The 24,813-nt window shown below is 60.3% G+C and carries 23 protein-coding genes; 8 read left to right on the forward strand and 15 right to left on the reverse strand.

Annotated features, from left to right (window positions below):
• Nucleotides 1-3 precede the first annotated feature (3 nt).
• From thrC to xerD, 4 genes are all read right to left on the reverse strand, one after another.
• Nucleotides 4-1,413 carry a threonine synthase gene (gene thrC, locus ACMDB8_RS22475; protein ID WP_056726157.1) on the reverse strand — a complete coding sequence of 470 codons (1,410 nt, stop codon included), beginning with the start codon at nucleotides 1,411-1,413 and terminating at the stop codon, nucleotides 4-6.
• Nucleotides 1,414-1,479: 66 nt separating this feature from the next.
• Nucleotides 1,480-2,784, reverse strand: coding sequence for a homoserine dehydrogenase (locus ACMDB8_RS22480; RefSeq protein ID WP_409078400.1), 1,305 nt, complete (start codon nucleotides 2,782-2,784; stop codon nucleotides 1,480-1,482).
• Between the two features lie 133 nt (nucleotides 2,785-2,917).
• Entirely contained in the window at nucleotides 2,918-3,649 is a 732-nt protein-coding gene (gene dsbC / locus ACMDB8_RS22485) for a bifunctional protein-disulfide isomerase/oxidoreductase DsbC (protein ID WP_056726158.1), read from the reverse strand.
• Nucleotides 3,650-3,816: 167 nt separating this feature from the next.
• On the reverse strand, nucleotides 3,817-4,713 hold the full coding sequence (gene xerD, locus ACMDB8_RS22490; protein WP_056726159.1) for a site-specific tyrosine recombinase XerD: 897 nt from the start codon (nucleotides 4,711-4,713) through the stop codon (nucleotides 3,817-3,819).
• Between the two features lie 107 nt (nucleotides 4,714-4,820).
• Here xerD and ACMDB8_RS22495 point away from each other — a divergent pair, with 107 nt between their 5' ends.
• Complete coding sequence (locus tag ACMDB8_RS22495; protein WP_409078401.1) at nucleotides 4,821-6,632, forward strand: cation:proton antiporter; 1,812 nt, start codon at nucleotides 4,821-4,823, stop codon at nucleotides 6,630-6,632.
• Between the two features lie 202 nt (nucleotides 6,633-6,834).
• Here ACMDB8_RS22495 and rplS read toward each other — a convergent pair whose 3' ends face one another.
• From rplS to ffh, 5 genes are all read right to left on the reverse strand, one after another.
• Complete coding sequence (gene rplS / locus ACMDB8_RS22500; RefSeq protein ID WP_003175895.1) at nucleotides 6,835-7,185, reverse strand: 50S ribosomal protein L19; 351 nt, start codon at nucleotides 7,183-7,185, stop codon at nucleotides 6,835-6,837.
• 45 nt (nucleotides 7,186-7,230) lie between these two features.
• On the reverse strand, nucleotides 7,231-7,983 hold the full coding sequence (trmD, locus tag ACMDB8_RS22505) for a tRNA (guanosine(37)-N1)-methyltransferase TrmD (protein ID WP_007897583.1): 753 nt from the start codon (nucleotides 7,981-7,983) through the stop codon (nucleotides 7,231-7,233).
• Nucleotides 7,984-7,985: 2 nt separating this feature from the next.
• A complete protein-coding gene (gene rimM, locus ACMDB8_RS22510; protein ID WP_056726161.1) occupies nucleotides 7,986-8,522 on the reverse strand; it encodes a ribosome maturation factor RimM in 537 nt (178 codons plus the stop codon).
• Between the two features lie 5 nt (nucleotides 8,523-8,527).
• Nucleotides 8,528-8,779 carry a 30S ribosomal protein S16 gene (gene rpsP / locus ACMDB8_RS22515; protein WP_007972721.1) on the reverse strand — a complete coding sequence of 84 codons (252 nt, stop codon included), beginning with the start codon at nucleotides 8,777-8,779 and terminating at the stop codon, nucleotides 8,528-8,530.
• 250 nt (nucleotides 8,780-9,029) lie between these two features.
• Nucleotides 9,030-10,406, reverse strand: a complete 1,377-nt coding sequence (gene ffh / locus ACMDB8_RS22520) for a signal recognition particle protein (protein ID WP_056726162.1) — start codon at nucleotides 10,404-10,406, stop codon at nucleotides 9,030-9,032.
• A gap of 210 nt (nucleotides 10,407-10,616) precedes the next feature.
• On the opposite strand from ffh, the gene ACMDB8_RS22525 reads away from it, so the two are divergent.
• The 5 genes from ACMDB8_RS22525 (at nucleotide 10,617) to rlmF (ending at nucleotide 18,589) form a co-directional block, all read left to right on the forward strand.
• On the forward strand, nucleotides 10,617-11,429 hold the full coding sequence (locus ACMDB8_RS22525) for a cytochrome C assembly family protein (RefSeq protein ID WP_056726163.1): 813 nt from the start codon (nucleotides 10,617-10,619) through the stop codon (nucleotides 11,427-11,429).
• A gap of 12 nt (nucleotides 11,430-11,441) precedes the next feature.
• Nucleotides 11,442-12,674 (forward strand): transporter associated domain-containing protein, encoded by a 1,233-nt coding sequence (locus tag ACMDB8_RS22530; RefSeq protein WP_409078402.1) that lies wholly within the window; start codon nucleotides 11,442-11,444, stop codon nucleotides 12,672-12,674.
• A gap of 262 nt (nucleotides 12,675-12,936) precedes the next feature.
• Nucleotides 12,937-14,253, forward strand: coding sequence for an MFS transporter (locus tag ACMDB8_RS22535; protein WP_056726166.1), 1,317 nt, complete (start codon nucleotides 12,937-12,939; stop codon nucleotides 14,251-14,253).
• A 236-nt stretch (nucleotides 14,254-14,489) separates the two neighbouring features.
• Complete coding sequence (locus ACMDB8_RS22540) at nucleotides 14,490-17,336, forward strand: valine--tRNA ligase (RefSeq protein ID WP_409078403.1); 2,847 nt, start codon at nucleotides 14,490-14,492, stop codon at nucleotides 17,334-17,336.
• A 224-nt stretch (nucleotides 17,337-17,560) separates the two neighbouring features.
• Nucleotides 17,561-18,589 carry a 23S rRNA (adenine(1618)-N(6))-methyltransferase RlmF gene (rlmF, locus tag ACMDB8_RS22545; RefSeq protein WP_409078404.1) on the forward strand — a complete coding sequence of 343 codons (1,029 nt, stop codon included), beginning with the start codon at nucleotides 17,561-17,563 and terminating at the stop codon, nucleotides 18,587-18,589.
• A gap of 72 nt (nucleotides 18,590-18,661) precedes the next feature.
• Here rlmF and ACMDB8_RS22550 read toward each other — a convergent pair whose 3' ends face one another.
• Nucleotides 18,662-18,943, reverse strand: a complete 282-nt coding sequence (locus tag ACMDB8_RS22550; RefSeq protein WP_007905514.1) for an HU family DNA-binding protein — start codon at nucleotides 18,941-18,943, stop codon at nucleotides 18,662-18,664.
• A gap of 396 nt (nucleotides 18,944-19,339) precedes the next feature.
• Between ACMDB8_RS22550 and yejK the strand changes: the two genes are divergently transcribed.
• Nucleotides 19,340-20,344 (forward strand): nucleoid-associated protein YejK, encoded by a 1,005-nt coding sequence (yejK, locus tag ACMDB8_RS22555; RefSeq protein WP_007972706.1) that lies wholly within the window; start codon nucleotides 19,340-19,342, stop codon nucleotides 20,342-20,344.
• A complete protein-coding gene (locus tag ACMDB8_RS22560; RefSeq protein ID WP_056726169.1) occupies nucleotides 20,344-20,694 on the forward strand; it encodes a glutaredoxin family protein in 351 nt (116 codons plus the stop codon). Before yejK ends, ACMDB8_RS22560 begins: the two co-directional genes overlap by 1 nt.
• A gap of 130 nt (nucleotides 20,695-20,824) precedes the next feature.
• On the opposite strand, the gene ACMDB8_RS22565 is transcribed toward ACMDB8_RS22560, so the two are convergent.
• From ACMDB8_RS22565 to ACMDB8_RS22585, 5 genes are all read right to left on the reverse strand, one after another.
• The gene (locus tag ACMDB8_RS22565; protein ID WP_056726170.1) at nucleotides 20,825-21,760 is read right to left on the reverse strand and encodes a glutathione S-transferase family protein; all 936 of its coding nucleotides are present in this window, start codon (nucleotides 21,758-21,760) and stop codon (nucleotides 20,825-20,827) included.
• A gap of 88 nt (nucleotides 21,761-21,848) precedes the next feature.
• A complete protein-coding gene (locus ACMDB8_RS22570; protein ID WP_056726171.1) occupies nucleotides 21,849-22,160 on the reverse strand; it encodes a GIY-YIG nuclease family protein in 312 nt (103 codons plus the stop codon).
• Between the two features lie 40 nt (nucleotides 22,161-22,200).
• A complete protein-coding gene (locus tag ACMDB8_RS22575; RefSeq protein WP_056726172.1) occupies nucleotides 22,201-22,671 on the reverse strand; it encodes a nuclear transport factor 2 family protein in 471 nt (156 codons plus the stop codon).
• Between the two features lie 111 nt (nucleotides 22,672-22,782).
• Nucleotides 22,783-24,087, reverse strand: a complete 1,305-nt coding sequence (locus ACMDB8_RS22580; protein WP_056726173.1) for a CynX/NimT family MFS transporter — start codon at nucleotides 24,085-24,087, stop codon at nucleotides 22,783-22,785.
• Nucleotides 24,077-24,736, reverse strand: coding sequence for a FadR/GntR family transcriptional regulator (locus ACMDB8_RS22585; RefSeq protein ID WP_056726174.1), 660 nt, complete (start codon nucleotides 24,734-24,736; stop codon nucleotides 24,077-24,079). The genes ACMDB8_RS22580 and ACMDB8_RS22585 overlap by 11 nt, the downstream gene beginning before the upstream one ends.
• Nucleotides 24,737-24,813 lie beyond the last annotated feature (77 nt).

Here is a 24,813-nt window from a genome sequence, read left to right on the forward strand (position 1 = left end):
CGGTTACAGGGGCTTGCCACGGTTGCCATGCTTACTGACAAAGGCCTGCACGGCCTTCAGGTCATTTGGCAATACGGTGCAACGTTCGTCTCGCTCAAACAAATCAGAAAGATGTACTGGCAGTTCAAGAGCTTTTCCTACACCGGCTTTTTCCACCGCGTCCGGGAATTTGACCGGGTGGGCGGTGCCCAGGATCACCATTGGAATGTCCAGGCTGCGACGGCATTCCCGCGCAGCTTTCACGCCAATGGCAGTGTGCGGATCCAGCACTTCGCCAGTCTGCTCGTAGACTTCGGCGATGGTTTCGCAGGTTTGCGCGTCATCCACGGCCAGCGAGTCGAACAACTTGCGGGCTTCGGTCCAGCGTTCTTGCTCGACGCTGAAACCGCCGCCCTGCTTGAACGAATCCATCAGCCCGGCGATGGCCGCGCCGTTGCGACCGTGCAGGTCGAACAGCAGGCGTTCGAAGTTCGACGACACCATGATATCCATGGATGGCGACAGCGTGGCGTGCAGGGTTTCCTTGACGTACTGGTTGCCGCTCATGAAGCGGTGCAGGATGTCGTTGCGGTTGGTGGCGACGATCAACTGGTTGATCGGCAGGCCCATGTTGCGCGCCAGGTAACCGGCGAAGATGTCGCCGAAGTTGCCGGTCGGCACCGAGAACGACACCGAACGCGCCGGGCCGCCCAGTTGCAGCGCTGCGTGGAAGTAGTAAACGATCTGGGCCATGATCCGCGCCCAGTTGATCGAGTTCACCGCGACCAGGCGAGTGCCCTTGAGGAAGCCCTGGTCGGCGAAGCTCGCCTTGACCATTTCCTGGCAATCATCGAAGTTACCTTCGATGGCGATGTTGTGGATGTTCTCACCGAAGATGGTGGTCATCTGCCGACGCTGCACTTCGGACACCCGGTTGTGCGGGTGCAGGATGAAGATGTCGACGTTTTCGCAGTGCTTGCAGCCTTCGATGGCGGCCGAACCGGTGTCACCGGAGGTTGCACCGACGATCACCACGCGCTCGCCGCGCTTTTCCAGCACGTAGTCGAGCAGGCGACCCAGCAGTTGCAGGGCGAAGTCCTTGAACGCCAGGGTCGGGCCGTGGAACAGCTCCAGCACCCATTCGTTGCCGTTCAGCTGACGCAGCGGCGCAACAGCGCTGTGGGCGAACACGCCGTAGGTTTCTTCAAGAATCTTTTTGAAATCGGCGTCCGGAATGCTGCCGGTGACGAACGGGCGCATGACGCGAAAAGCCAGCTCGTGATATGGCAGGCCGGCCCAGGAGGCGATTTCTTCCTGGGTGAAACGTGGCAGGTTTTCCGGGACGTACAGACCGCCGTCGGTGGCAAGGCCTGCCAGCAGGACGTCTTCGAAATTCAGGGCCGGTGCCTGGCCGCGGGTACTGATGTAACGCATGACTGACTCCAATGGACAGTGTTCGTAGTGCCGGGCCCGCAAGCGAGCCCGGTCAACGATATCGGCTTAGTTCAGGTGCTCGACACGGATCCGTACAACCGGACCGACCACACCCGCCAAGGCTTCCAAAGCAGCGATGGCATCGTTGATGTGCTGTTCCAGCACGCGGTGGGTCAGCAGGATCATCGGCACCAGGCCGTCGTGCTCCTCGGCTTCCTTCTGCATGATCGACTCGATGTTGATGCCGCGCTCCGAGAGGATGCTCGCGACCTGAGCCAATACGCCCGGATGGTCCTTGGCCTGGATACGCAGGTAGTAGGCGCTTTCGCAGGCTTCGATCGGCAGGATCGGGTGAGCCGACAGCGAGTCCGGCTGGAACGCCAGGTGCGGCACGCGGTTCTCCGGGTCGGAGGTCATGGCGCGGACCACGTCCACCAGGTCGGCGATCACCGACGAAGCAGTCGGCTCCATGCCGGCGCCAGCGCCGTAGAACAGGGTCGAACCGGCAGCATCGCCGTTGACCATCACCGCGTTCATCACGCCGTTGACGTTGGCGATCAGGCGATCGGCCGGGATCAGCGTCGGGTGCACGCGCAGTTCGATACCGGCCGCGGTGCTGCGCGCCACGCCCAGGTGCTTGATGCGGTAACCCAGCGCTTCGGCGTAGTTCACGTCGGCGGTGGTCAGCTTGGTGATGCCTTCGGTGTAGGCCTTGTCGAATTGCAGCGGAATACCGAACGCAATCGAAGCCAGGATCGTCAGCTTGTGAGCCGCGTCGATACCCTCGACGTCGAAGGTCGGATCGGCTTCGGCGTAACCCAGGGCCTGGGCTTCGGCCAATACGTCTTCGAAGGTGCGACCCTTCTCGCGCATTTCCGTGAGGATGAAGTTGCCCGTGCCGTTGATGATGCCGGCCACCCAGTTGATGCGGTTGGCGGACAGGCCTTCGCGGATCGCCTTGATCACCGGGATGCCACCGGCCACCGCCGCTTCGAACGCAACGATCACGCCCTTCTCGCGGGCCTTGGCGAAAATTTCATTACCGTGAACGGCGATAAGCGCCTTGTTCGCGGTGACCACATGCTTGCCATTCTCGATGGCCTTGAGTACCAGCTCGCGGGCAACGGTGTAGCCGCCCATCAGCTCTATAACGATGTCGATCTCAGGGTTCGTGGCCACTTCGAAGACATCGTTGGTAATCGCAATACCGGTCGTTTGGAACTGAGGCTTTGACGTGCGCATGGCAATTTGTGCCACTTCGATCCCACGCCCGGCACGACGAGCAATTTCCTCGGCGTTGCGCTGAAGTACGTTGAAGGTACCGCCACCGACGGTTCCTAACCCACAGATGCCTACTTTGACCGGTTTCACTGTGAACTCCCCATAAAACGGCCGACTCGAGGCCGGCCGTGAAAACAACCGCATGCTCGCGGCTCTCTATTGATGGCCCGGCGAATGTCGCTGCCGGACCATGATCGTCAAGGCTCGCCGTGACGATGCGAATTTACTTCGCGCCCAGCGCCAGTTTGGCGACTTGTGGCGCAGGCTGGTAGCCCGGAATGACCTGACCGTCGGCCAAAACGATGGCCGGTGTGCCATTCACGCCGATCGACTGGCCGAGTGCGAACTGTTTGGAAACCGGGTTATCGCACTTGGCGGCCTTGATTTCCTTTCCGTCGACCATTTTGTCCATGGCCGCTTTCTTGTCTTTCGAGCACCACACCGCTTGCAGTTGCTCGTCACCCGGCGAGCCCAGGCCCTGGCGCGGGAACGCGACGTAACGCACTTCGATGCCGCGCTTGTTCAGCTCAGGCACTTCGGCGTGCAGCTTGTGGCAGTACGGGCAGGTGGTGTCGGTGAATACGGTGATGTGCGACTTGGTTTCGCCAATGGCCGGGTAGACAACGGTTTCGGCAACCGGAATGTTGTTGATCAGTTTGGAGATGCCCAGGCGCTCGGTCTTCTCGGTCAGGTTGACCGGCTTGCCGTCCTTGAGATCGAACAGGTAGCCCTGGACCACGTACTGGCCGTCGGCGCTGGCGTACAGCACACGGCTGCCCTTGAGCTTGACTTCGTACAGGCCTGGCAACGGGCTGGCGGTGATGGTCTCTACCGGCACTTCGAGCTGGAGGTTTTCCAGGCTTTTACGAATGGCTTTGTCGGCCGCGTCATCGGCGACGGCAAAGGTGCTGACCAACGCAATGGCTGCGGCGGCGAAAATCTGGGTCAGACGCATGAGAACTCCTGAAGGCGAACATATGGGACGATCAGAACGCCCGTGCCGAAACACCGGGTCATAACCGCCCATCGTGCAAACCGGCCCAGCCTATCACATAAGGTCCGCAGGGCCGAATGCACCTGATGCAAGACATTTGTGGCTGCACAATCCCACAGGTTTTTCGGTCAACCCCGGGGGTGATGCCTGGCATGCAGATCCTGCAAACGCGCTCGGGCAACATGGGTGTAGATCTGCGTCGTCGATAAATCGCTGTGCCCCAGCAGCATCTGCACCACCCGCAGGTCTGCGCCGTGGTTGAGCAGGTGCGTGGCGAAGGCATGGCGCAAGGTGTGTGGCGACAGCGACTTGCCGATCCCCGCCACCTTGGCCTGGTGCTTGATCCGGTGCCAGAAGGTCTGGCGGGTCATCTGCTCGCCACGCTGGCTCGGGAACAACACATCGCTGGGACGCCCGCCAAGCAGTTCGCTGCGGGCATCACGCATATAGCGCTCGACCCAGACAATCGCCTCCTCGCCCATCGGCACCAGCCGCTCCTTGCTGCCCTTGCCCATCACTCGCAACACGCCTTGACGCAAATTGACTTGCTCCAGGGTGAGGCTGATCAGCTCGGTCACCCGCAAACCACAGGCATACAGCACTTCAAGCATGGCCCGGTCGCGCTGGCCGATGGCCTCGCTCAAATCGGGCGCCTTCAGCAAGGCTTCCACATCCGCCTCGGACAAGGACTTTGGCAGCGGCCTGCCGAGTTGCGGCATATCAACGCGCAATGTCGGATCGACCGAGATCATCTTTTCCCGCAGCAGGTAACGATAAAAGCCACGCACCCCCGAGAGAAAGCGCGCAGTGGAACGAGGCTTGTAGTTTTGCTCCAGACGCCAGGCCAGGTGGTCGAGTATCAACTCGCGCCCGGCATTGACCAGCTCCAGCCCTTTGTCCTGCAGCCAGCCGTTGAACAGCGCCAGGTCACTGCGATAGGCATCGCGGGTGTTATCGGAAAGGCCTTTCTCCAGCCACAGGGCATCGAGGAATTGGTCTATCAGCGGGTGATCGATGGCAGGCATGGGCACTCGAATCACGCAGCCTTGAGGCCGCGCGCAAAATTAAAATTGGACATGGAAACGGCCGCTAGTCTTTCATAGGCCGCCATTTCAAGGAACAGGGAGCAGCAATGAGCGAGCAGCAGATTTTATTGGCATTTGGCGGGATAGGCGCGGCGGCGCTGCTTTGCCAATGGCTGGCCTGGCGCTTGAAACTGCCGGCGATTCTTTTTCTGCTGTTGACCGGCATCCTGGCCGGCCCCGTGCTGCACTTGCTCGACCCGCAGGAAATGTTCGGCCCACTGTTGATGCCGCTGGTGTCCCTGGCGGTGGCGCTGATCCTGTTCGAGGGCAGCCTGACCCTGCATCTGTCCGAATGGCGCGAAATCGGCAGCGTTGTCCATCGGCTGGTCACCATTGGCGCCCTCTCTACCTGGGTGGTCATTGCTGTCGCCACTCACTGGCTGCTGGATTTCGACTGGATGCTGGCCATCCTGTTCGGCAGCCTGACCCTGGTGACCGGGCCGACCGTGATCGTACCGATGCTGCGCGTCGTGCGCCCGAAAGCGTCGATTGCCAACATCCTGCGCTGGGAAGGCATTGCCATCGACCCCATCGGTGCCCTGCTGGCGGTGGTCGTCTATAGCTTCATCATCGCCAGCTCCAAAGGTAACGGTCTCGAGGAAAGCCTGCTGACCTTCGGCGGCGTGATTTTGTGCGGCAGCCTGTTCGGTGTTTTGGGTGGCTGGTTGCTCGGTACACTGATTCGCCGCCAGTGGCTGCCGGAATACCTGCACAACCTGGCAGCGCTCGCGGCAGTCCTGGGTATTTTCATTGGCTCCAATGAAGTCACCAACGAATCCGGGTTGCTGGCCGTGACCTTGATGGGCATGTGGCTGGCTAACATGAAAGGCGTGGACGTGCGGCACATCCTGCACTTCAAGGAGAACCTCAGCGTACTGCTGATCTCCGGCCTGTTCATTCTGCTGGCGGCCCGGCTGGACCTGAACGCCATGATCGGCCTCGGGCCTCTGGTGCTGATTTTGCTGCTGGTCATTCAGTTCATCGCCCGACCATTGAATGTGCTACTGAGCACGGCGGGCTCCAGCCTGGGTTGGCGCGAGCGAGCGTTGCTGGCGTGGATTGCCCCAAGGGGCATCGTGGCAGCGGCAGTGTCGGCGATCTTCGCCATTCGCCTGCATGAGGCCGGTCACCAGGGAGCATTGCTGCTGGTGCCGCTCACCTTTGCGGTGATCATCGGCACGGTGGTGTTGCAAAGCGCGACGGCACGACCGCTGGCTCGCCTGCTAAAGGTGGCGGAACCGGCACCGAGCGGCTTCCTGATCATCGGCGCCAACGGACCTGCGCGCACGCTGGGCAAGGCCCTGCAACAATTGGGCAGTCGCGTACTGCTGACGGATTCGAGCTGGGAAAACATTCGCGCAGCGCGGATGGAAGGCTTGCCGACCTATTTTGGCAACCCGGCGTCGCAACATGCCGATGCGCACCTGGACCTGGTCGGCCTCGGGCATTTGCTGGCGTTGTCGCCCTCCGGCGAGATGAACACCCTGGCGCTGATGCGCTTTCGTCATGAGCTGGGCCATCAGCGCATGTTCGGCCTGGCCAGCGGCCAGGAAAACCGCCGCACCGACAAGCACCGCACCAGCCTGGAACATCGCGGCAATCAACTGGGCAGCGAAGCGCTGACCTACGCCAAGCTCGCCAGTCAGTTGGGCCAGGGCGCCGAGTTGTACAGCACAACGTTGACGGATGGTTTCAGCTGGGACGACTACCGTGCGTTGCATGGCGAGCGTGCGACCTTGCTGTTCGTGCGCGACGGCAGCGGTTGGGTGCATGTAGTGACACCGGAAAGCACGATCAAGCCTGCGGCGGGGTGGACGTTGTTGGCGTTGATTCAGCCGGAGACTGTTGGCGCCGGCTAAAACGCATCGCGAGCAAGCTCGCTCCCACAATGATCTTTGGTGCTCACAGATATTGCATCCACTGAAGATCCACTGTGGGAGCGAGCCTGCTCGCGATGGCCGCGACTCGGTCTTGCGCCAGGCCGCGAACCGGAGAACTCATTAAATCGAAGACAACAAAAAAGCAGCCCGCAGGCTGCTTTTTTTGCATCGGAAGCTGGACTTAAGCCAGTTTTTCCTTGATGCGAGCTGCTTTACCCGACAGGTCACGCAGGTAGTACAGCTTGGCTTTACGTACGTCACCGCGACGCTTGACAGCCATGCTGTCGATTTGCGGGGAGTAGGTCTGGAAAGTACGCTCTACGCCAACACCGTTGGAGATTTTACGAACGGTGAATGCACTGTTTACGCCGCGGTTACGCTTGGCGATAACAACACCTTCGAACGCTTGCAGACGCGAACGGTCGCCTTCCTTCACTTTCACCTGAACGACAATGGTGTCGCCCGGGGCAAAGGTAGGGATCTCTTTGGTCATCTGCTCTGCTTCGAGTGCAAGGATGATTTTGTTAGTCATGCTGTGCTCCTAAGGTAAATCGTCGGATCTACCATCGATACGTTGTTAACTATCGTCCCGCTCGCGGATGTATTCCTCGAGCAGCTTCTTCTCTTCTCCAGAAAGCGAGCGGCTTTCCAGAAGATCGGCGCGTCGTTCAAAGGTCCGACCAAGGGACTGCTGTAAACGCCAACGCCGGATGTGCGCGTGATTGCCACTTAGCAATACGTCGGGAACACGCTGATCCGCATACACCTCCGGTCGGGTGTAGTGCGGGCAATCCAGCAAACCATCCGTAAAGGAATCTTCCTCGGCGGAGTCCGCATGCCCTAAAGCTCCAGGCAGCAGTCGTGTAACCGCATCGATCAGGACCATCGCCGGCAGCTCGCCGCCAGACAGTACATAGTCGCCAATCGACCACTCTTCATCGACATGAGCATCAATAAAACGCTCGTCAATGCCTTCATAGCGGCCGGCAATCAGGATCAATGCATCCAGATTCGCCAACTCGCGTACCGCCGACTGAGTCAGTTGACGGCCTTGGGGGGACAGGTAAATTACCTTCGCCGCCTCCCCGGCTGCTGCCTTGGCCTGAACCAGAGCATCTTCCAGGGGCTTGATCTTCATCACCATGCCCGGACCACCGCCAAACGGGCGATCGTCCACAGTGTGATGTCGATCCGTCGTGTAGTCTCGCGGATTCCAACAGGTGAGCTGCAAGAGCCCCTGTTTCACCGCCCGACTGGTGATGCCGTACTCGCTGATGGCGGAAAACATCTCGGGAAACAGACTGATCACTTCTACGCGCAAGTTAGCCACGCTTAGAAATCCGCGTCCCAATCCACCTTCATCTCGCCCGCTGCCAGGTCGACGGCCAACACGCATTGCTCCGTATAGGGCAACAGGCGTTCGCGATCATCCAGGCTGCCAGCGCAAGGCTTGACCACCATGACATCGTTCGAGCCGGTCTCCAGCAGGTGATCGATTTTCCCGAACAGTTGTCCGAGGGTGTCGATGACCTTGAGACCTTCCAGCTGGTACCAGTAGTACTCGCCGTCGGTGAGTTCAGGGAACAGGTTGCGCGGCACGCAGATCTCATAACCGGCCAGAAGACGAGCTTCTTCGCGATCATCAAGACCCTTGAGCTTTGCGACCAGGAACTTGTCGTTCCCGCGTCCGCTGACCAGCTCTACCTGCTTTACATTACCGTCACGCTTGAGCGTCCAGGTCTTGTATTCCAGCAGGTTTTTGATCGGATCAGTAAAGGAGTACACCTTTACTTCGCCGCGAACGCCGTGAACAGAATAAATCTTGCCGATAACGATCAAATCATCAGCAATGGCTGGCGTCGCGTTCATATTGCTCAGGCCGCAGCCTTAGCAGATTCCTTCAACAACTGAGCAACGCGCTCAGAAGGTTGTGCACCAACGCTCAGCCAGTAGGCTACGCGCTCTTGGTTCACGGACAGACGAACTTCCTGACCACGGGCAACAGGGTTGAAGTAGCCAACCTGTTCCTTGTGCGAACCGTCGCGCGGGTTGCGGCTGTCGGTTACGGTCAAGTGGTAAAACGGGCGCTTTTTGGAGCCGCCAAGGGCAAGACGGATTGTTAGCATGTGAACATCGTTCCTGTAGTCGGTGCTGCAAATCTAAAGGCACAGCGGGCATAGGTGCCCGAAAGGCCGCATATTCTAAGGAATATCCGGACTTTTGCAAATGACTTTTTCCGGCGGTCTATCGGCCGCCATGCAGATTTGCTATAGAGCCGTCGTTGAAAACGGCCGGTCAGCTCCCGCCAAGTGCGGGTTTGCTGGAGATCCCGCTTCCTTGCGGGTCTGCGCCGGTGCGATGACCGGCGCGGATTCTTTACATCTTTGGCATGCCGCCGCCGGGCAACATTCCGCCCATGCCGCGCATCATCTTGGCCATTCCGCCTTTTGCAGAGAACTTCTTCATCATCTTCTGCATCTGCTTGTGCTGCTTGATCAAGCGGCCGATGTCCTGCACCTGGGTGCCGGACCCCATGGCGATCCGGCGCTTGCGCGAACCGCTGATCATCTCAGGGTCGCGGCGCTCGGCCGGGGTCATGGAGTTGATGATGGCTTCCATCTGTTTGAATTGTTTCTCTGCCGCGCCCTGGGCATTGCCCATTTGAGCCAGGTTCACGCCACCCATGTTCGGCAGCTTGTCCATGAGCCCGCCGAGGCCGCCCATGTTCTTCATCTGTTGCAACTGATCGCGGAAGTCTTCGAGATCGAAGCCCTTGCCCTTCTTTAATTTCTTTGCAAGCTTGTCGGCCTTGTCCTTGTCGAGGGTCGCTTCCGCCTGCTCGATGAGGCTGAGCACGTCGCCCATGCCGAGGATGCGCGAGGCGATACGCTCAGGGTGGAACGGATCGAGCGCTTCGCTCTTCTCGCCCATACCGATGAACTTGATCGGCTTGCCGGTGATGGCGCGCACCGACAGGGCGGCACCGCCACGGGCGTCGCCGTCGACCTTGGTCAGGATCACACCGGTCAGCGGCAATGCATCGCCGAAGGCCTTGGCCGTGTTGGCGGCGTCCTGGCCGGTCATGGCGTCGACCACGAACAGGGTTTCGACCGGGTTGATCGCGGCATGCAGGGCCTTGATCTCGCCCATCATCTCTTCATCGATGTGCAGGCGACCGGCGGTATCGACGATGACCACGTCGATGAATTTGAGTTTCGCTTCTTTAATAGCCGCTTGCGCGATCTCGACCGGCTTCTGGCTCAGGTCGGACGGGAAGAAGGTAACGCCGACTTCACCGGCGAGCATTTCCAGCTGCTTGATCGCCGCTGGACGATAAACGTCCGCGGACACAACCATGACCGACTTCTTCTTGCGCTCTTTAAGGAAGCGCGCGAGCTTGCCGGCGGTGGTGGTCTTACCCGCGCCCTGCAAACCGGCCATGAGGATGACGGCGGGCGGAACGGCGCTCAGGTTCAAATCTTCGTTGGCCGCGCCCATCAGGCTTTCGAGTTCGGCCTGGACGATCTTCACGAAGGCCTGGCCCGGCGTCAGGCTGCGAGATACCTCGGTGCCTACGGCGCGTTCCTTGACCGAATTGACGAAGTCCTTGACCACCGGCAGGGCGACGTCGGCTTCGAGCAACGCCATGCGCACTTCACGCAGGGTGTCTTTGATGTTGTCTTCGGTCAGCTTGGCCTTGCCGGTGACATGGCGCAGCGTCTGCGAGAGACGGTCGGTTAAGTTTTCAAACATTGCGCGATCCTTTCAGGCCCTGTGTAGACCGGGATAATGGCGGCCCGGACCGGACTAAACGTGTGCTCGGCGAGCCTGCGGCGTGGGCAGGTCGCGGATTATAGCGAAGACTGTGGCCGGCGGACACCTCGCTGTCAGGTTGCGCGGTCTTTCGTGCGGCGGGGGTTCTATGCCAAACTCAGCGACTTTCGGGCTTGCCTAACAGGATTTATGCTCCCCTTGTCACCCAGCTTGCTAACTACCCTCGCCGCCGCCTGCTTGTATGCCGCTGCGACCATTTACCAGGGCACTCGCCTGGCGTCCGGCGCCAAGGTCAACAAACGCCTGCTGGTCATGCTCGGCGTGCTCGCCGTATTGGCCCACAGCGTCAGCCTGCTCACCCACCTGCTGACCCCGACCGGCCTGGCCCTGGACTTCTTCAGTGCCGCCAGCCTCATTGCCGTGGCGGTCATCGCGCTGACCCTGCTGGCCTGCTCGCGGATTCCGGTGGAGAACCTGCTGGTCCTGCTGCTCCCGCTTGGAGCCCTGACCGTGATGCTGGCGCATTTTGCCCCTGCCGGCACGGTACAGGTCATCGATGAGGAGCCGGGCATCCTCGCCCACATCCTGCTTTCGATCCTGGCCTACGGCATGTTCACCATCGCGGTGTTCCAGTCCTTGCTGCTGCTGATCCAGGACCACCAGCTCAAGCACAAGCACCCCTCCGGGCTGATCAAGAACTTCCCGCCGCTGCAAACCATGGAAAGCCTGCTGTTCGGCTTCCTCTGGGCCGGCTGGACGCTGTTGTCGCTGTCGCTGATTTCCGGATGGTTGTTCGTCGAGAATCTGTTCGCCCAGCATCTGGTGCACAAAACCCTGCTGGCCTGCCTGGCCTGGATCGTTTTCAGCGTACTGCTGTGGGGACGCAATCGCCTCGGCTGGCGCGGGCACAAAGCCATTCGCTGGACCCTGGCCGGTTTTTGCCTGCTGATGCTGGCGTATTTCGGCAGCAAGCTGGTTCGTGAATACATCCTGCATATCTGACGGGCGGCATTAATGGACGACTTGCCCATAGGGCCGATGCTCGCGGTAGTGACCCTGCTGGTTTTATGGTCGGGGCTGTTTACCGCCATCGAAGCGGCGCATCAGCATTTGCTGGCCCAGCGCACCGCAACGCGCTCCAGCGACAAACCGGTGGCGAAACTCAACTTCCCCCTGGCCAGCCTGATTTTTTGCAACACCCTGTGCCGCGCACTCGTGGTGGTCATCAGCACCTTGCTGGCCATTTTCACTTGGGCGGAGAACGGTCCGTGGGTCGCCTGCCTCGGGGCGGGCACCATGTTGCTGGTGTTTTCCGACTACTTGCCACGCGCCCTGGCCGCTCGCTATCCGGATGCGATCCTGGCCCAGGGCAACAACCTGCTGCGGCTACCGCTGAAAATCATCTATCCCGCGGCATGGCTGCTCAACAGCATCAGTCAGTTGCTGACGCGGCCATTCGCCCGTAAAGCCAAAGTGGTGCAACAGAGTGAGGACGAAACGCTGACGGAGCGGCATGCGCCCTCCGAAACCGTAAGCCGCCCTCACCCGCTGCCAGGCATCCACGCGCTGGACAACATCACCGTCAATGACATCCTGGTACCGCGCAGCGACGTGGACGGCATCAATCTCGATGACTCCATCGAAGAAATCATCGAACAATTGCGCCACAACAAGTGCACGCGCCTGCCGGTGTTCCACAGTGATATCAACCAGGTCGAAGCCGTCCTCAACACCCGGCACATCCTTCACTTGCTGCCCGATGCCAGCCTGACCAGGGAAGCGTTGCTGGCGGCCAGCCACGAACCGTACTTCGTGCCGGAAAGCACCCCGTTGCAGCTGCAACTGCTCAACTTCCACAAGCAGCAGCGGCGCCTGGGCATGGTGGTCGACGAATACGGCGAAGTGCTGGGCATCGTCACCCTGGAAGACATTCTCGAAGAAATCGTCGGCGAGTTCGAAAGCCAGCAGAGCCTGGACAATCCGCACATTCATCCGCAAGCCGACGGACGCCTGGTGATCGACGGTGCCGCGTCCATTCGCGAACTGAACAAGAGCCTCGGCTGGCACCTGCCCAGCGATGGCCCGAAAACCCTGAATGGCCTGGTTACCGAGGCCCTGGAAACCATTCCCGAAAGCGCGGTGTGCCTGAAGATCGGCCGGTATCGCCTGGAAATTCTCGAGACCGAAGACAACCGGGTCACGCGGGTGCTGATCTGGCAGACCAGCTCGATGCCGGTTGTTATCTAACTGCCAGGCAAATCTTTCGTGGCCACTCAAGCCACTTGTTCGATCGTTAGCCACCTTTCTATAATCGAAGCGCTTACCCAAGCCTCGCCGGCCCCCGTGCTTACCCCGCACTTCGCAGCTTCCGGCCCGTCCATCAGCAAAGCCCGCAACAGACCGCCGACTGTTCCTACCTTGAACAGCGACCGTGCCTCCACCCACATCCCTGGGTTCTCGACCATAATAATTCGCTCCACTGGAGCACATGACAGTCAGGGATAACCGCATGACGACCAGCACGACTTACAGCGACTCCACACCTGCACAACCGACGAACTCCGCCACCCGCGTGGCCACCGCGAGCTTCATCGGTACCGCCATCGAGTTCTACGACTTCTACGTCTATGCCACCGCCGCCGCGCTGGTGATCGGCCCGGTGTTCTTTCCGCAGACATCCGGCACCGCCCAGATGCTTTCGGCGTTTCTCACGTTCGGCATCGCCTTCCTTGCGCGCCCCTTGGGTTCTGCCCTGTTCGGCCACTTCGGCGACCGTATCGGCCGCAAGTCGACCCTGGTCGCCTCGCTGCTGCTGATGGGCGTGTGCACCACGTTGATCGGCGTGCTGCCGGGATACGACAGCATTGGCGCCTGGGCACCGATCCTGCTTTGCGTCCTGCGCTTCGGCCAAGGCCTTGGGTTGGGCGGTGAATGGGGTGGCGCGGCATTGCTGGCCACGGAGAATGCGCCGAAAGGCAAGCGTGCGTGGTTCGGCATGTTCCCGCAACTGGGCCCATCCATCGGCTTTCTGGCGGCCAACGGCCTGTTCCTGACCTTGGCCGTGGTGCTGGACGATGAACAGTTCCGCTCATGGGGCTGGCGTATTCCCTTCCTGCTCAGCGCCGCACTGGTGATGGTCGGCCTGTATGTGCGCCTCAAGCTGCATGAGACCCCGGTATTCGCCAACGCCGTGGCACGCCAGGAACGAGTGAAGATCCCGCTGTTCGAGCTGTTCGGCCAATACTGGATGCCCGTATTGCTGGGTGCCGGCGCGATGGTGGTGTGCTATGCGCTGTTTTACATCTCCACCGTGTTTTCCCTGAGTTACGGCGTGGCAACGCTCGGCTACAGCCGCGAAACCTTCCTCGGCCTGCTGTGCTTCGCGGTGCTGTTCATGGCTGCCGCCACCCCGCTGTCGGCCTGGGCCAGCGACCGTTACGGGCGCAAACCGGTGCTGATCATCGGCGGAGTGCTGGCGATCCTGTCCGGCTTCCTCATGGAGCCGCTGCTGACCCAAGGCTCGACCTGGGGTGTGGCGCTGTTCCTGTGCATCGAACTGTTTCTGATGGGCGTGACGTTTGCACCGATGGGTGCGCTGCTGCCGGAGCTGTTCCCCACCCACGTGCGCTACACCGGCGCCTCAGCGGCCTACAACCTGGGCGGTATCGTCGGCGCGTCCGCAGCACCGTTCTTCGCCCAGAAACTGGTGGCGATGGGCGGGTTGAGTTACGTCGGCGGTTACGTGTCCGGGGCGGCGGTGCTGAGTTTGATTGCAGTGCTGTGCCTGAAGGAAACGCGGCATAACGATTTGAATCGCATCGACTGATAGGCCGCCATCGCGGGCAAGCCACGCTCCCACAGGGTTACTGTCGTACTACATTTTTGTGATCGACACCGACACTGTGGGAGCGTGGCTTGCCCGCGATGGCGTCATTGCAGACACCCCGCCCGAAAAACCACAACTTTCCCCCACCCATTGTCACCTCGCTCTACGCGCATTGGCTCATCCCCGCTATACTTCCCGGCTTTTCCTGAATAAATGCCAATAGGGTCCCGCCGCGCATGGATAAGACCTACCAGCCGCACGCCATTGAAACTTCCTGGTACAACACCTGGGAGTCAGAGAATTACTTCGCCCCGCAAGGCGCGGGCGAGTCCTACACCATCATGATCCCGCCGCCGAACGTCACCGGCAGCCTGCACATGGGTCACGGCTTCAACAACGCGATCATGGACGCCCTGATCCGTTTCCGCCGCATGCAGGGTCGCAACACCCTGTGGCAGCCGGGTACCGACCACGCCGGTATCGCCACGCAGATGCTGGTAGAGCGTCAGCTCGAAGCCAAGGGCCAGAGCCGCCACGACCTGGGCCGCGAGAAATTCCTCGAGAAAGTCTGGGAGTGGAAGGATGAGTCCGGTGGCAACATCAGCCGTCAGATCCGTCGCCTCGGTTCGTCCGTAGATTGGAGCCGCGAGCGCTTCACCATGGACGACGGCCTCTCGGAAGCCGTTAAAGAAGCTTTCGTACGCCTGCACGAAGACGGCCTGATCTACCGCGGCAAGCGCCTGGTCAACTGGGACACAAAGCTGCACACGGCGATTTCCGACCTCGAAGTGGAGAACCACGACGAGAAAGGTTTCCTGTGGAACCTGAAATACCCACTGGCTGACGGCGCCAAGACCGCTGAAGGCAACGATTTCCTGATCGTCGCGACCACTCGCCCGGAAACAATGCTCGGCGACTCCGCCGTGGCCGTTAACCCGAACGATGAACGCTACAAAGCCCTGATCGGCAAATTTGTCGAGCTGCCACTGGTTGGCCGCCGCATCCCGATCATCGCCGACGATTACTGCGACCCTGAATTCGGCACCGGTTGCGTGAAAATCACCCCGGCCCACGACTTCAACGACTACGAAGTCGGCAAGCGTCACAACCTGCCGCTGCTGAACATCTTCGACAAGAACGCCGCCGTTCTTCCAGCGTGCCAGGTGTTCAATCTCGACGGCACGCTGAACGAAACCATCGACGGCAAGATCCCGGCCGAATACGCCGGTCTCGACCGCTTCGAAGCGCGCAAGCAGATCGTGGCCGCGTTCGACGCTGCCGGCCTGCTGGTCAGCGTTGACGATCACGCCCTGAAAGTACCGAAAGGCGACCGCTCCGGCACCGTCATCGAGCCTTGGCTGACCGACCAGTGGTACGTGTCCACCAAGCCTTTGGCCGAGCCTGCGATTGCCGCCGTTGAAGACGGCCGTATCCAGTTCGTGCCGAAACAGTACGAAAACATGTACTTCTCGTGGATGCGCGACATCCAGGACTGGTGCATCAGCCGTCAGCTGTGGTGGGGCCACCGGATTCCGGCCTGGTACGACGAGTCGGGCAAGGTCTACGTCGGTCGCGACGAAGCCGAAGTGCGGGCCAGGCACAACCTCGGTCCGGACGTTGCGCTGCAACAGGACAACGACGTTCTCGACACCTGGTTCAGCTCGGGTCTGTGGACGTTCTCCACCCTCGGCTGGCCGGAAAAAACCGAGTTCCTGAAGAAATTCCACTCCACTGACGTCCTGGTGACTGGCTTCGACATCATTTTCTTCTGGGTTGCCCGAATGATCATGCTCACCATGCATTTGGTGAAAAACGAAGACGGCACGCCGCAGGTTCCGTTCAAGACCGTGTACGTGCACGGCCTGGTGCGTGACGGCCAGGGCCAGAAGATGTCCAAGTCCAAGGGCAACGTCCTGGACCCGCTGGACATCATCGACGGCATCGAGCTCGAAGCCCTGGTGCAGAAACGCACCTCCGGCATGATGCAGCCGAAACTGGCGAAGAAGATCGAGAAGCAGACCCGCGACGAGTTCGCCGAAGGCATCGCCAGCTACGGCACCGACGCCCTGCGCTTCACCTTCTGCTCGCTGGCGTCCACCGGTCGCGACATCAAGTTCGACATGGGCCGCGTCGAAGGCTATCGCAACTTCTGCAACAAGATCTGGAACGCGGCGCGCTACGTGCTGGACAAGGGCGAAGACTGCGGCCAGAACGGCGAAGCCTATGAACTGTCCCTGGCTGACCGCTGGATCATTTCGCAGCTGCAACGCACCGAAGCCGAAGTGACCCGTCAACTCGACCAGTTCCGTTTCGACCTGGCCGCACAAGCCTTGTACGAGTTCATCTGGAACCAGTATTGCGACTGGTACCTGGAACTGTCCAAGCCTGTGCTGTGGGACGAAAACGCCCCCGTCGAACGCCAGCGCGGCACCCGTCGCACCCTGGTTCGCGTACTGGAAGTGGCGTTGCGCCTGGCGCACCCGTTCATGCCGTTCATCACCGAAGAAATCTGGCAGCGCATCGCGCCGCTGGCTGGCATCGATGGCAAGACGATCATGCTGCAACCTTGGCCAGTGGCCAATGAAACCCGCATCGATCAAGCCGCCGAAGACGACATCGAATGGCTCAAAGGCCTGATGCTCGGCACCCGCAACATCCGTGGCGAAATGAACATCGGCCCAGGCAAGCCGCTGCCGCTGTTCCTGAAGAACGTCAGCGCCGAAGACCAGCGTCGCCTGACCGAGAACGAAGCCCTGCTGAAGAAGCTGGCGCGCCTCGAATCGATCACCGTGCTGGCTGCTGGCGAAGAAGCACCGCTGTCCGCCACTGCGCTGGTCGGCGAGATGGAAGTGCTGGTGCCAATGGCCGGCCTGATCGACAAAGGTGCGGAACTGGCGCGTCTGGACAAGGAAATCCAGCGTCTGCAAGGTGAAGTGCAACGAGTCGGCGGCAAGCTGTCCAACGCCGGTTTCGTTGACAAGGCACCAGCCGAAGTCATCGAGAAAGAACGCGCCAAACTGGCCGAGGCCGAACAGGCCCTGGGCAAGCTGGCCGAGCAACATGCGCGGATTGCCAGTTTGTAACGGCAAGTCGCAATGAAGAAGGGAGACCCAAGTGGTCTCCCTTTTTTATCCAAAAACACAACAAATCCCCTGTAGGAGCTGCCGCAGGCTGCGATCTTTTGACTTTGCTTAAAAAACAGGATCAAAAGATCGCAGCCTGCGGCAGCTCCTACGGGTTCGGCGCATTCGCCATCAATGTGGGACAATGCCCGCCACTTTTAGCCATACCCGAATCGACCACCGCCATGACCGCCCCCCGCTCCCCCAAGCCTGCGCGAAAAAAGCCTGCCCCAAAGACCCCGGCCACGGCCGTCGCCCCGAAGGAAAAGGCCAGTCTGCACCCGCGCAATCGCCATCAGGGCCGCTACGACTTTCCGACGCTGATCAAAAGCGCCCCGGAACTGAAGAAATTCGTGATCATCAATCCGTACGGCAAGGAAAGCATCGACTTCGCCAGCCCGGAAGCCGTGCGGGTGTTCAACCGGGCGCTGCTCAAGTCGTTCTATGGCATCGCTCACTGGGACATTCCGGCCGACTACCTGTGCCCACCGGTGCCAGGCCGTGCCGACTACGTGCACTTCCTAGCCGACCTGCTGGCCAGTGGCAATGACGGTGTGATCCCCCGTGGCGCCGCCGTGAAGGTGCTGGATATCGGCATGGGCGCAAACTGCGTGTATCCGCTGATCGGTTACAGCGACTATCGCTGGCAGTTCCTCGGTTCCGATATCGATGCGACCGCCATCGCCGCGGCAAAGGCCATCGTTCAATCCAATGGCCTGAACAAAGCCATTCAGGTACGCCAGCAGAGCAATCCCAAGCAGATCCTCACAGGCCTGCTGGAGAGCACGGAGCGCTTCGACCTGACCATGTGCAACCCGCCATTCCACGCCTCGCTGGACGAGGCCACGCGGGGCAGCACGCGCAAATGGCGCGCCCTGGGCAAAGCCGATCCGAAACGCAAGCTGCCGGTGTTGAACTTTGGCGGCCAGTCGGCCGAGTTGTGGTGCGAAGGCGGAGAAGTACGCTTCGTGACCCAACTGGTCAGCGAAAGCGTGCAGGTAGCCCAGCAGGTGTTGTGGTTCAGTACATTGGTGTCAAAGGCGTCCAACCTGCCGGCGATCCAGACCGCCCTGAAAAAGGCCGGTGCCCTGGAAAGCCAGGTAGTGGAAATGTCCCAGGGGCAGAAGCAGAGCCGCTTCGTCGCCTGGACCTTCCAGACCAAAGCGCAGCAACAGGCCTGGCGCCAGGCACGATGGAGCAACGTTCAAGCGTAGTGAGCGCTTTATCGCGCCCACAAAAAAACCGTGCCCGGATCGCTCCGGTGCACGGTTTTTTCTTAACAAGTCTTACTTGTTAACAGCGTCGGTCAGGCCTTTGGCCACAACCAGCTTGATCACTTTCTTGGCAGCGATTTCGATGGCAGCGCCAGTCGAAGGGTTACGGCCAGTACGGGCAGGGCGCTCAGTCACTTTCAGTTTGCCGATACCTGGCAGAGTGATTTCGCCGCCGTTTTCCAGCTGATCGGCAACGATTTGGCCCAGTTGGTCCAGAGCGTTACGCGCGGTGGTTTTCGGCGCGTCGATAGCTTCAGCGATGTCGGCGATCAGTTGGTCTTTAGTAAGAGCCATTTAGTGTTCCTTCCCTATCAAATTCATATGGATTGCACAGTGCAATGTCAGCCATCGAGCCCGATCTTTTGGATCTGGCACCCTCGGCCAAATAACCTCGGGATCGGGGTTATAGATACCGAAATCAGGGTTTGGTTCGACCTGACAAATGCTGACTGCACGCTTAACGCAGTGACTTCGCGCAAGACCGGGCAAAGCTAGCACACAGACGTGGAAATATCCGCCTCTAGCTACCCATTTGGTCAGCTTTATTGCGCTAAAACAGGAAAAAACTGCATAAGCGCCGTCGGTCACCCGTCAATTGCCCTTCGCACCGCGCCAAAACCAGTGGTTGCGGTACACTGAGCGCTTTTTCGGGGGAGCACGCCCTCCTCTCTTCACTCAGCCGAGAAGCCCATGCCGATCCGTCATTGCATCGTCCACCTGATCGACAAAAAACCCGACGGCACACCTGCAGTTCTCCACGCCCGTGACTCTGAACTGGCTGAGTCCGCGGCCATCGAGAACATGCTCGCCGACCTCAACGAAAGCTATAACGCCAAACAGGGTAAAGCCTGGGGCCTGTTCCATCCGGAATCCGGTGCGTTCCCGTTCAGCGGCTGGCTGAAGGAGTACCTCGAGGGCAGCCAGGATTTCACTGCGTTCAGCCGCGTGGCGGTCGAACATCTGCAAAAGCTGATGGAAGAATCGAACCTGTCGGTCGGCGGCCACGTGCTGTTCGCCCACTATCAGCAAGGCATGACCGACTACCTGGCCATCGCCCTGCTGCACCACAGCGAAGGCGTGGCCGTGACCGACGAACTGGACGTCACGCCGTCCCGTCACCTGGACCTTGGCCAGTTGCACCTGGCGGCGCGGATCAACGTTTCCGAGTGGCAGAACAACAAACAATCCAAGCAATACATTTCGTTCATCAAAGGCAAGAACGGGAAAAAGGTTTCGGAGTATTTCCGCGATTTCATTGGCTGCCAGGAAGGCGTCGACGGTCCGGGTGAAACCCGTACCCTGCTCAAGGCCTTCAGTGATTTCGTTGAAAGCGAAGACCTGCCGGAAGACGACGCCCGCGAGAAGACCAAGACCCTGGTGGATTACGCCAGCAGCCAGGCCAAGCTCGGTGAGCCAATGGGTCTGGAAGAATTGTCCGGACTGATCGACGAAGAACGCCCGAAGGCCTTCTACGATCACATCCGCAACAAGGATTACGGCCTCTCGCCGGAAATCCCGGCCGATAAACGCACCCTGAACCAGTTCCGCCGATTCACCGGCCGCGCCGAAGGCTTGTCGATCAGTTTCGAAGCGCACCTGCTGGGCTCGAAGATCGAGTACGACGAAGAAGCCGGCACGCTGATCATCAAGGGCCTGCCCACTTCACTCACCGATCAGCTGAAGCGTCGCAACTGATGCTCGGCGGCGTACTGAAGAAATTCCTGCTGATCCTGCTGGTGGTCGTGGCCTATCAGAACTGGGGCAAGATCGAGCGGGTGTTCAATCCATCGCAAGTGGTGCCGGCGCAGACTCAGGCCAAGGCCAACGTCGTGCTCTACGCCACCGAGTGGTGTGGCTACTGCAAGCTGACCCGGCGCTTCCTCGATCAGAAAGGCATTGCGTACAAGGAGTTCGATATCGAGAAGGATACAGTCGCGCGCGCGGACTATCAGGCACTGGGCGGTGGCGGCATTCCGATCATCGATGTGAACGGGACGCTGATTCGCGGGTATGACCCGGATGCGATTCTGGCGGTGTTGAAGTAACCCCAGCAGATTTGCACGACAGCTGTGGCGAGGGAGCTTGCTCCCGCTGGACTGCGCAGCAGTCCCTCTTCAAGGGGCCGCTTCGCGACCCGACGGGAGCAAGCTCCCTCACCACAGCTGTATGTCGGTTTCAGCAGGCTTCGATCCGGAAGCCAAACCGCGGGAAGTGCACATGCACCACACCGCCACGCTCGTCCTCTCGCCGTACAATCAGCTCCTCGCGGCCGGCAAACAACAACTCCCCCGCCACCGGATCAACGCCGTAGTCCGTGGCTGCGATCACTACCTGCTGCCCCGCCGTGAATCCATTGGGATCGACAAACTGCTGATCTGGCAAAGCCGCTGGCGTGGACGTGCGCGCCACTGCCAGAGCCTCTTCGGAACTCATCTCGCTGGATGCACCATGACCGAAGCCCAATACCCGCGCATGCCATGCATTGACTGCCGGATAAGCTTCGACCAACGGAGCCGTCACCGGCGTGGCCTTGAGAAACCAGAGGCAATGAGCCAGGGCAAAGTCGGCAATCGACGGCTCGCCAAACAGGTAGTCACCCTCCTCGCGCTGCAACTGTTGCTCCAGGCGCGACATGATCGTTGGCCACTGATGCTTCGCCTGTTCGGTAGACAATTTTGTAGCGCTGCCACCACTGAACAAACCGGCACGGTCGGCCAGAAACGCCTTGATCGCTTCCTGCGGTAAATTGCCGAAACGCACGGCAATCGATTCCGGCTGGAACACCAGGCTGACCGCATGCTGGAACACCACCGAATCAACCCAGGCGGCAAACGACGCGGTGATCATTTCCTGACCTTCCGGGAACAACGCCGGCAAGGCCTTTTCCTGATCAAGTCGCCGGGCAATCAATGCCGTGTCGCAATAGATATCGGCACCGACCTGCAGCACTGGTGTCTTGCGGTAGCCACCGGTCAATGCCGTGAGATCCGGCTTGGGCATCACTGGCGAGATCTTCACCGAGCGCCAGGACAAGCCCTTGAAGCCCAGCAGCAGGCGGGCCTTCTCGGCAAAGGGGGACGTCGGGTAATGATGCAGAATCAACTCGGACATGCTCGGCTCCGCCGCAAGAATCAGGAGTCCGCAGCTTAGCGCGCAATCACCTGGCAGCCTACAGATCTGCCTGATGGGAACTGATCAGTCAGAGTGATAAGCCAGGGGCGGCGTTCGCCACCAGGCATTCCTTGGCGCTCTTCTTGAGTTTTTTGATCAGCCGCTCCTGACGCAACGCATCGCTTTTGTCGCGACAGCGTTCGGTGTAGACCAGGGCCATGGCCGGGCTGGAAAGAAAGAATCGCGCGCCCTTGCCGCTTTGATGCTTGGCAAAGCGACGCACGGGATCATCGCTGATCCCACAATAGAGCGAACCGTTGGCAGCGCGAACGAGGTAGACGAACCAGGATTTGCTCGCGGGGGTGTCGGCGTCGACAGGGCTTTCGCTGAGGGTGGTCACGTAACGATCAGGGCTTGAAAGGAAACAAGCCGCGATCTTATCAGCGACTGGCCTGGAATGCCTTCAACCCCTTCAGGGCCTGTGATCGAACGGCGTTGCGAACAAGTGGCGTCCAGCCCAGCAGCAGGCCTTTGAAACCCAGGGCCTGACGCGACCATGTCCACAGGTCGAAACTGTCGTGATGCTCGCAGATCTTGCCATCGCGAAAGACAAAGCGTGCCTGGATGTCATTGACCACGGTATTGCCGGTCTGGCTGAACAGATAGGTCGCGACCCAATGGGCGCTACCGGTACGATCATCGGCACGGACATGATCGAAGGTCAGGGAGAAATCCTTGGCGCGGGTAGTGAGCATGCACCACATATCGCCGGCATCACGACCACGAAGCTCGCCGAACGCCGGGTCACTGAACACCACGTCATCGGTGTAGCAGGCAGCCATGGCTTCGCCATCGAGACGCTGGAAGGCCTGGTAGAAGCGGGTGATCAAGGCGCTGTGGACTTCACTCATGGGCAGACTCCCTGTTGTGCAATGGGTATCGAACGATTTCCTGCACGATAGTCTGCAAACGGGTCGAACACTATCGGCATTCGCAAGACGAATACCGACAGTGTGCGGGAATCAGACCTTTTCGCTTTCGACCTGCACATACAACGCACGCCCGGCCCCCAGGCCGGCGAGAATCGCACCAAGGCCGATGACACCGAAGATCCAGCCCACGGCCGTCCAGCCGCCGGTCCAGTCATGCACGATGCCGACCGCGAACGGCCCCATGGACGCCAGGGTGTAACCGAAGCCCTGGGCCATGCTCGACAGGTTCGCCGCAACATGGGAGTCCCGCGAGCGCAACACGATAAGGGTCAATGCCAGGCTGAACGTAGCGCCCTGCCCCAACCCCAGCACAATCGCCCAGCCCCACAGACCTTCAATCGGAGCGTACAGGCAACCGAACAGTCCGCCGAGGGTCAGGGCCATCACGATCACAATCGCCAGGCGCTGATCCTTGCCCCGTGTCGCCAGCCATGGCGCGGCGAGGGAGCTGACCAGTTGAACGATCACCGAACCCGAGAGCACCAGTCCGGCCTGGGTCGGGGTCAGGCCACGGCCGATCAGGATCGACGGCAACCAGCCGAACACGATGTAGGCCAGGGACGATTGCAAGCCCATGTACAGGGTCACCTGCCAGGCCAGCGGATCGCGCAGTAATCCCCGAACCCGGTAGGCCACGTTATGTGCGCCGTGTTTCTGGCCGACTTGCGGCAACCAGAACAGCGCGGCCGCCAATGCCGGAATGACCCAGAAGCCGAGGCCCATCGCCCAGCTCTTGTCAAAGTGTTCACTCAACGGCACGGTCGCACCCGCCGCCATTGCCGCCCCCAGACACAGGGCCATGGTGTAGACACCGGTCATGGTCCCGGCCTGCTTCGGGAAATCGCGCTTGACGATGCCCGGCAGCAACACGCCGATCACGCCGATGCTGGCACCGGCCAGCACACTGCCGGCAAACAGGCCGATTTCACCGAACGAACTGCGCAGGATGATCCCGCCCGCCAGGGCCAGGAGAATACCCAGCACCACTCGCTCCGCACCAAATCGCCGCGCCAGCACAGGTGCCAACGGCGCAAACAGGCCCAGGCAAAGCACCGGCAACGTGGTCAGCAATCCAGCCTGAGAAGCTGTCAGACCGAGGGACTTCGACACCTCGCTGAGCATCGGCGCCATGCTCGACAGCGCCGGGCGCAGGTTCAGCGCCACCAGTATCAGGCCCAACAGCAACAGCCAGGGCCGACGCAGAACCGGGTGGGTGTGCTGGACCTGTTCGTCATCGGCCTCGGCATCGATCAGCAGTTCTTCCAACTCGGCCGAACGTTTGGGGGCTGTGGATAACTCACTGCGGTGCATGGACTTCTCGGTTTCAAGGTTCATTGATCAACTGCCTCGACAGGGCCTTGGCCCGTTCCGGGTCGCGTTGTTCGACGGCATCGAGCAACGCGATGTGCAGGTCGAACACTTCCTGACGGCGCGGGACGATGCTCAGGGTTTGGCGCAATTGGGCGCCGACGATGCTGGAGAAATAGCGATACAACTCGCTGAGGGTCGGGTTGTGCGCGGCGTCCACCAGACGGCGGTGGAACACCAGGTCGCAGGCGATGTAGGTGTCGAGATCGCCGTGATAGTGGCTACCGCTGACACCCAGGGCCTCGTGCAATGCCACCAGATCTTCGTCGGTACGGCGCATCGCTGCCAGGCCAATGGCCTCGACTTCGAGGATGTGCCGGGTTTCCCGTGCCTGTTCAAGGGAACAACGGGACAGCGCCTTCAAGGTATCGAGCGGATCGACCACCGCCCGCAGGTAACTGCCGTCACCCTGACGGACTTCGATCAACCCGGAAAATGCCAACACGCGCATGGCTTCGCGCACGGTGTTGCGGCTGATGCCCAGCTCAGCGGACAACTCAGGCTCGGTGGGCAAGCGCTGGCCCACGACCCAGGTGCCCTGGTTGATACGCAGGCGCAACTGATCCAAGGCCTGATCGACCAGGGATCGTTTCACCAATGGAGAGATTTCTGACATGGAATTCGCCCTCTCATCCAATCATAGGATGAATTTTCTGACATGGTAGTCAGCTTCGCCCAATCAGGCAAGGCACC

Source organism: Pseudomonas monachiensis, from assembly GCF_047345015.1.
GTDB classification, from domain to species: domain Bacteria; phylum Pseudomonadota; class Gammaproteobacteria; order Pseudomonadales; family Pseudomonadaceae; genus Aquipseudomonas; species Aquipseudomonas monachiensis.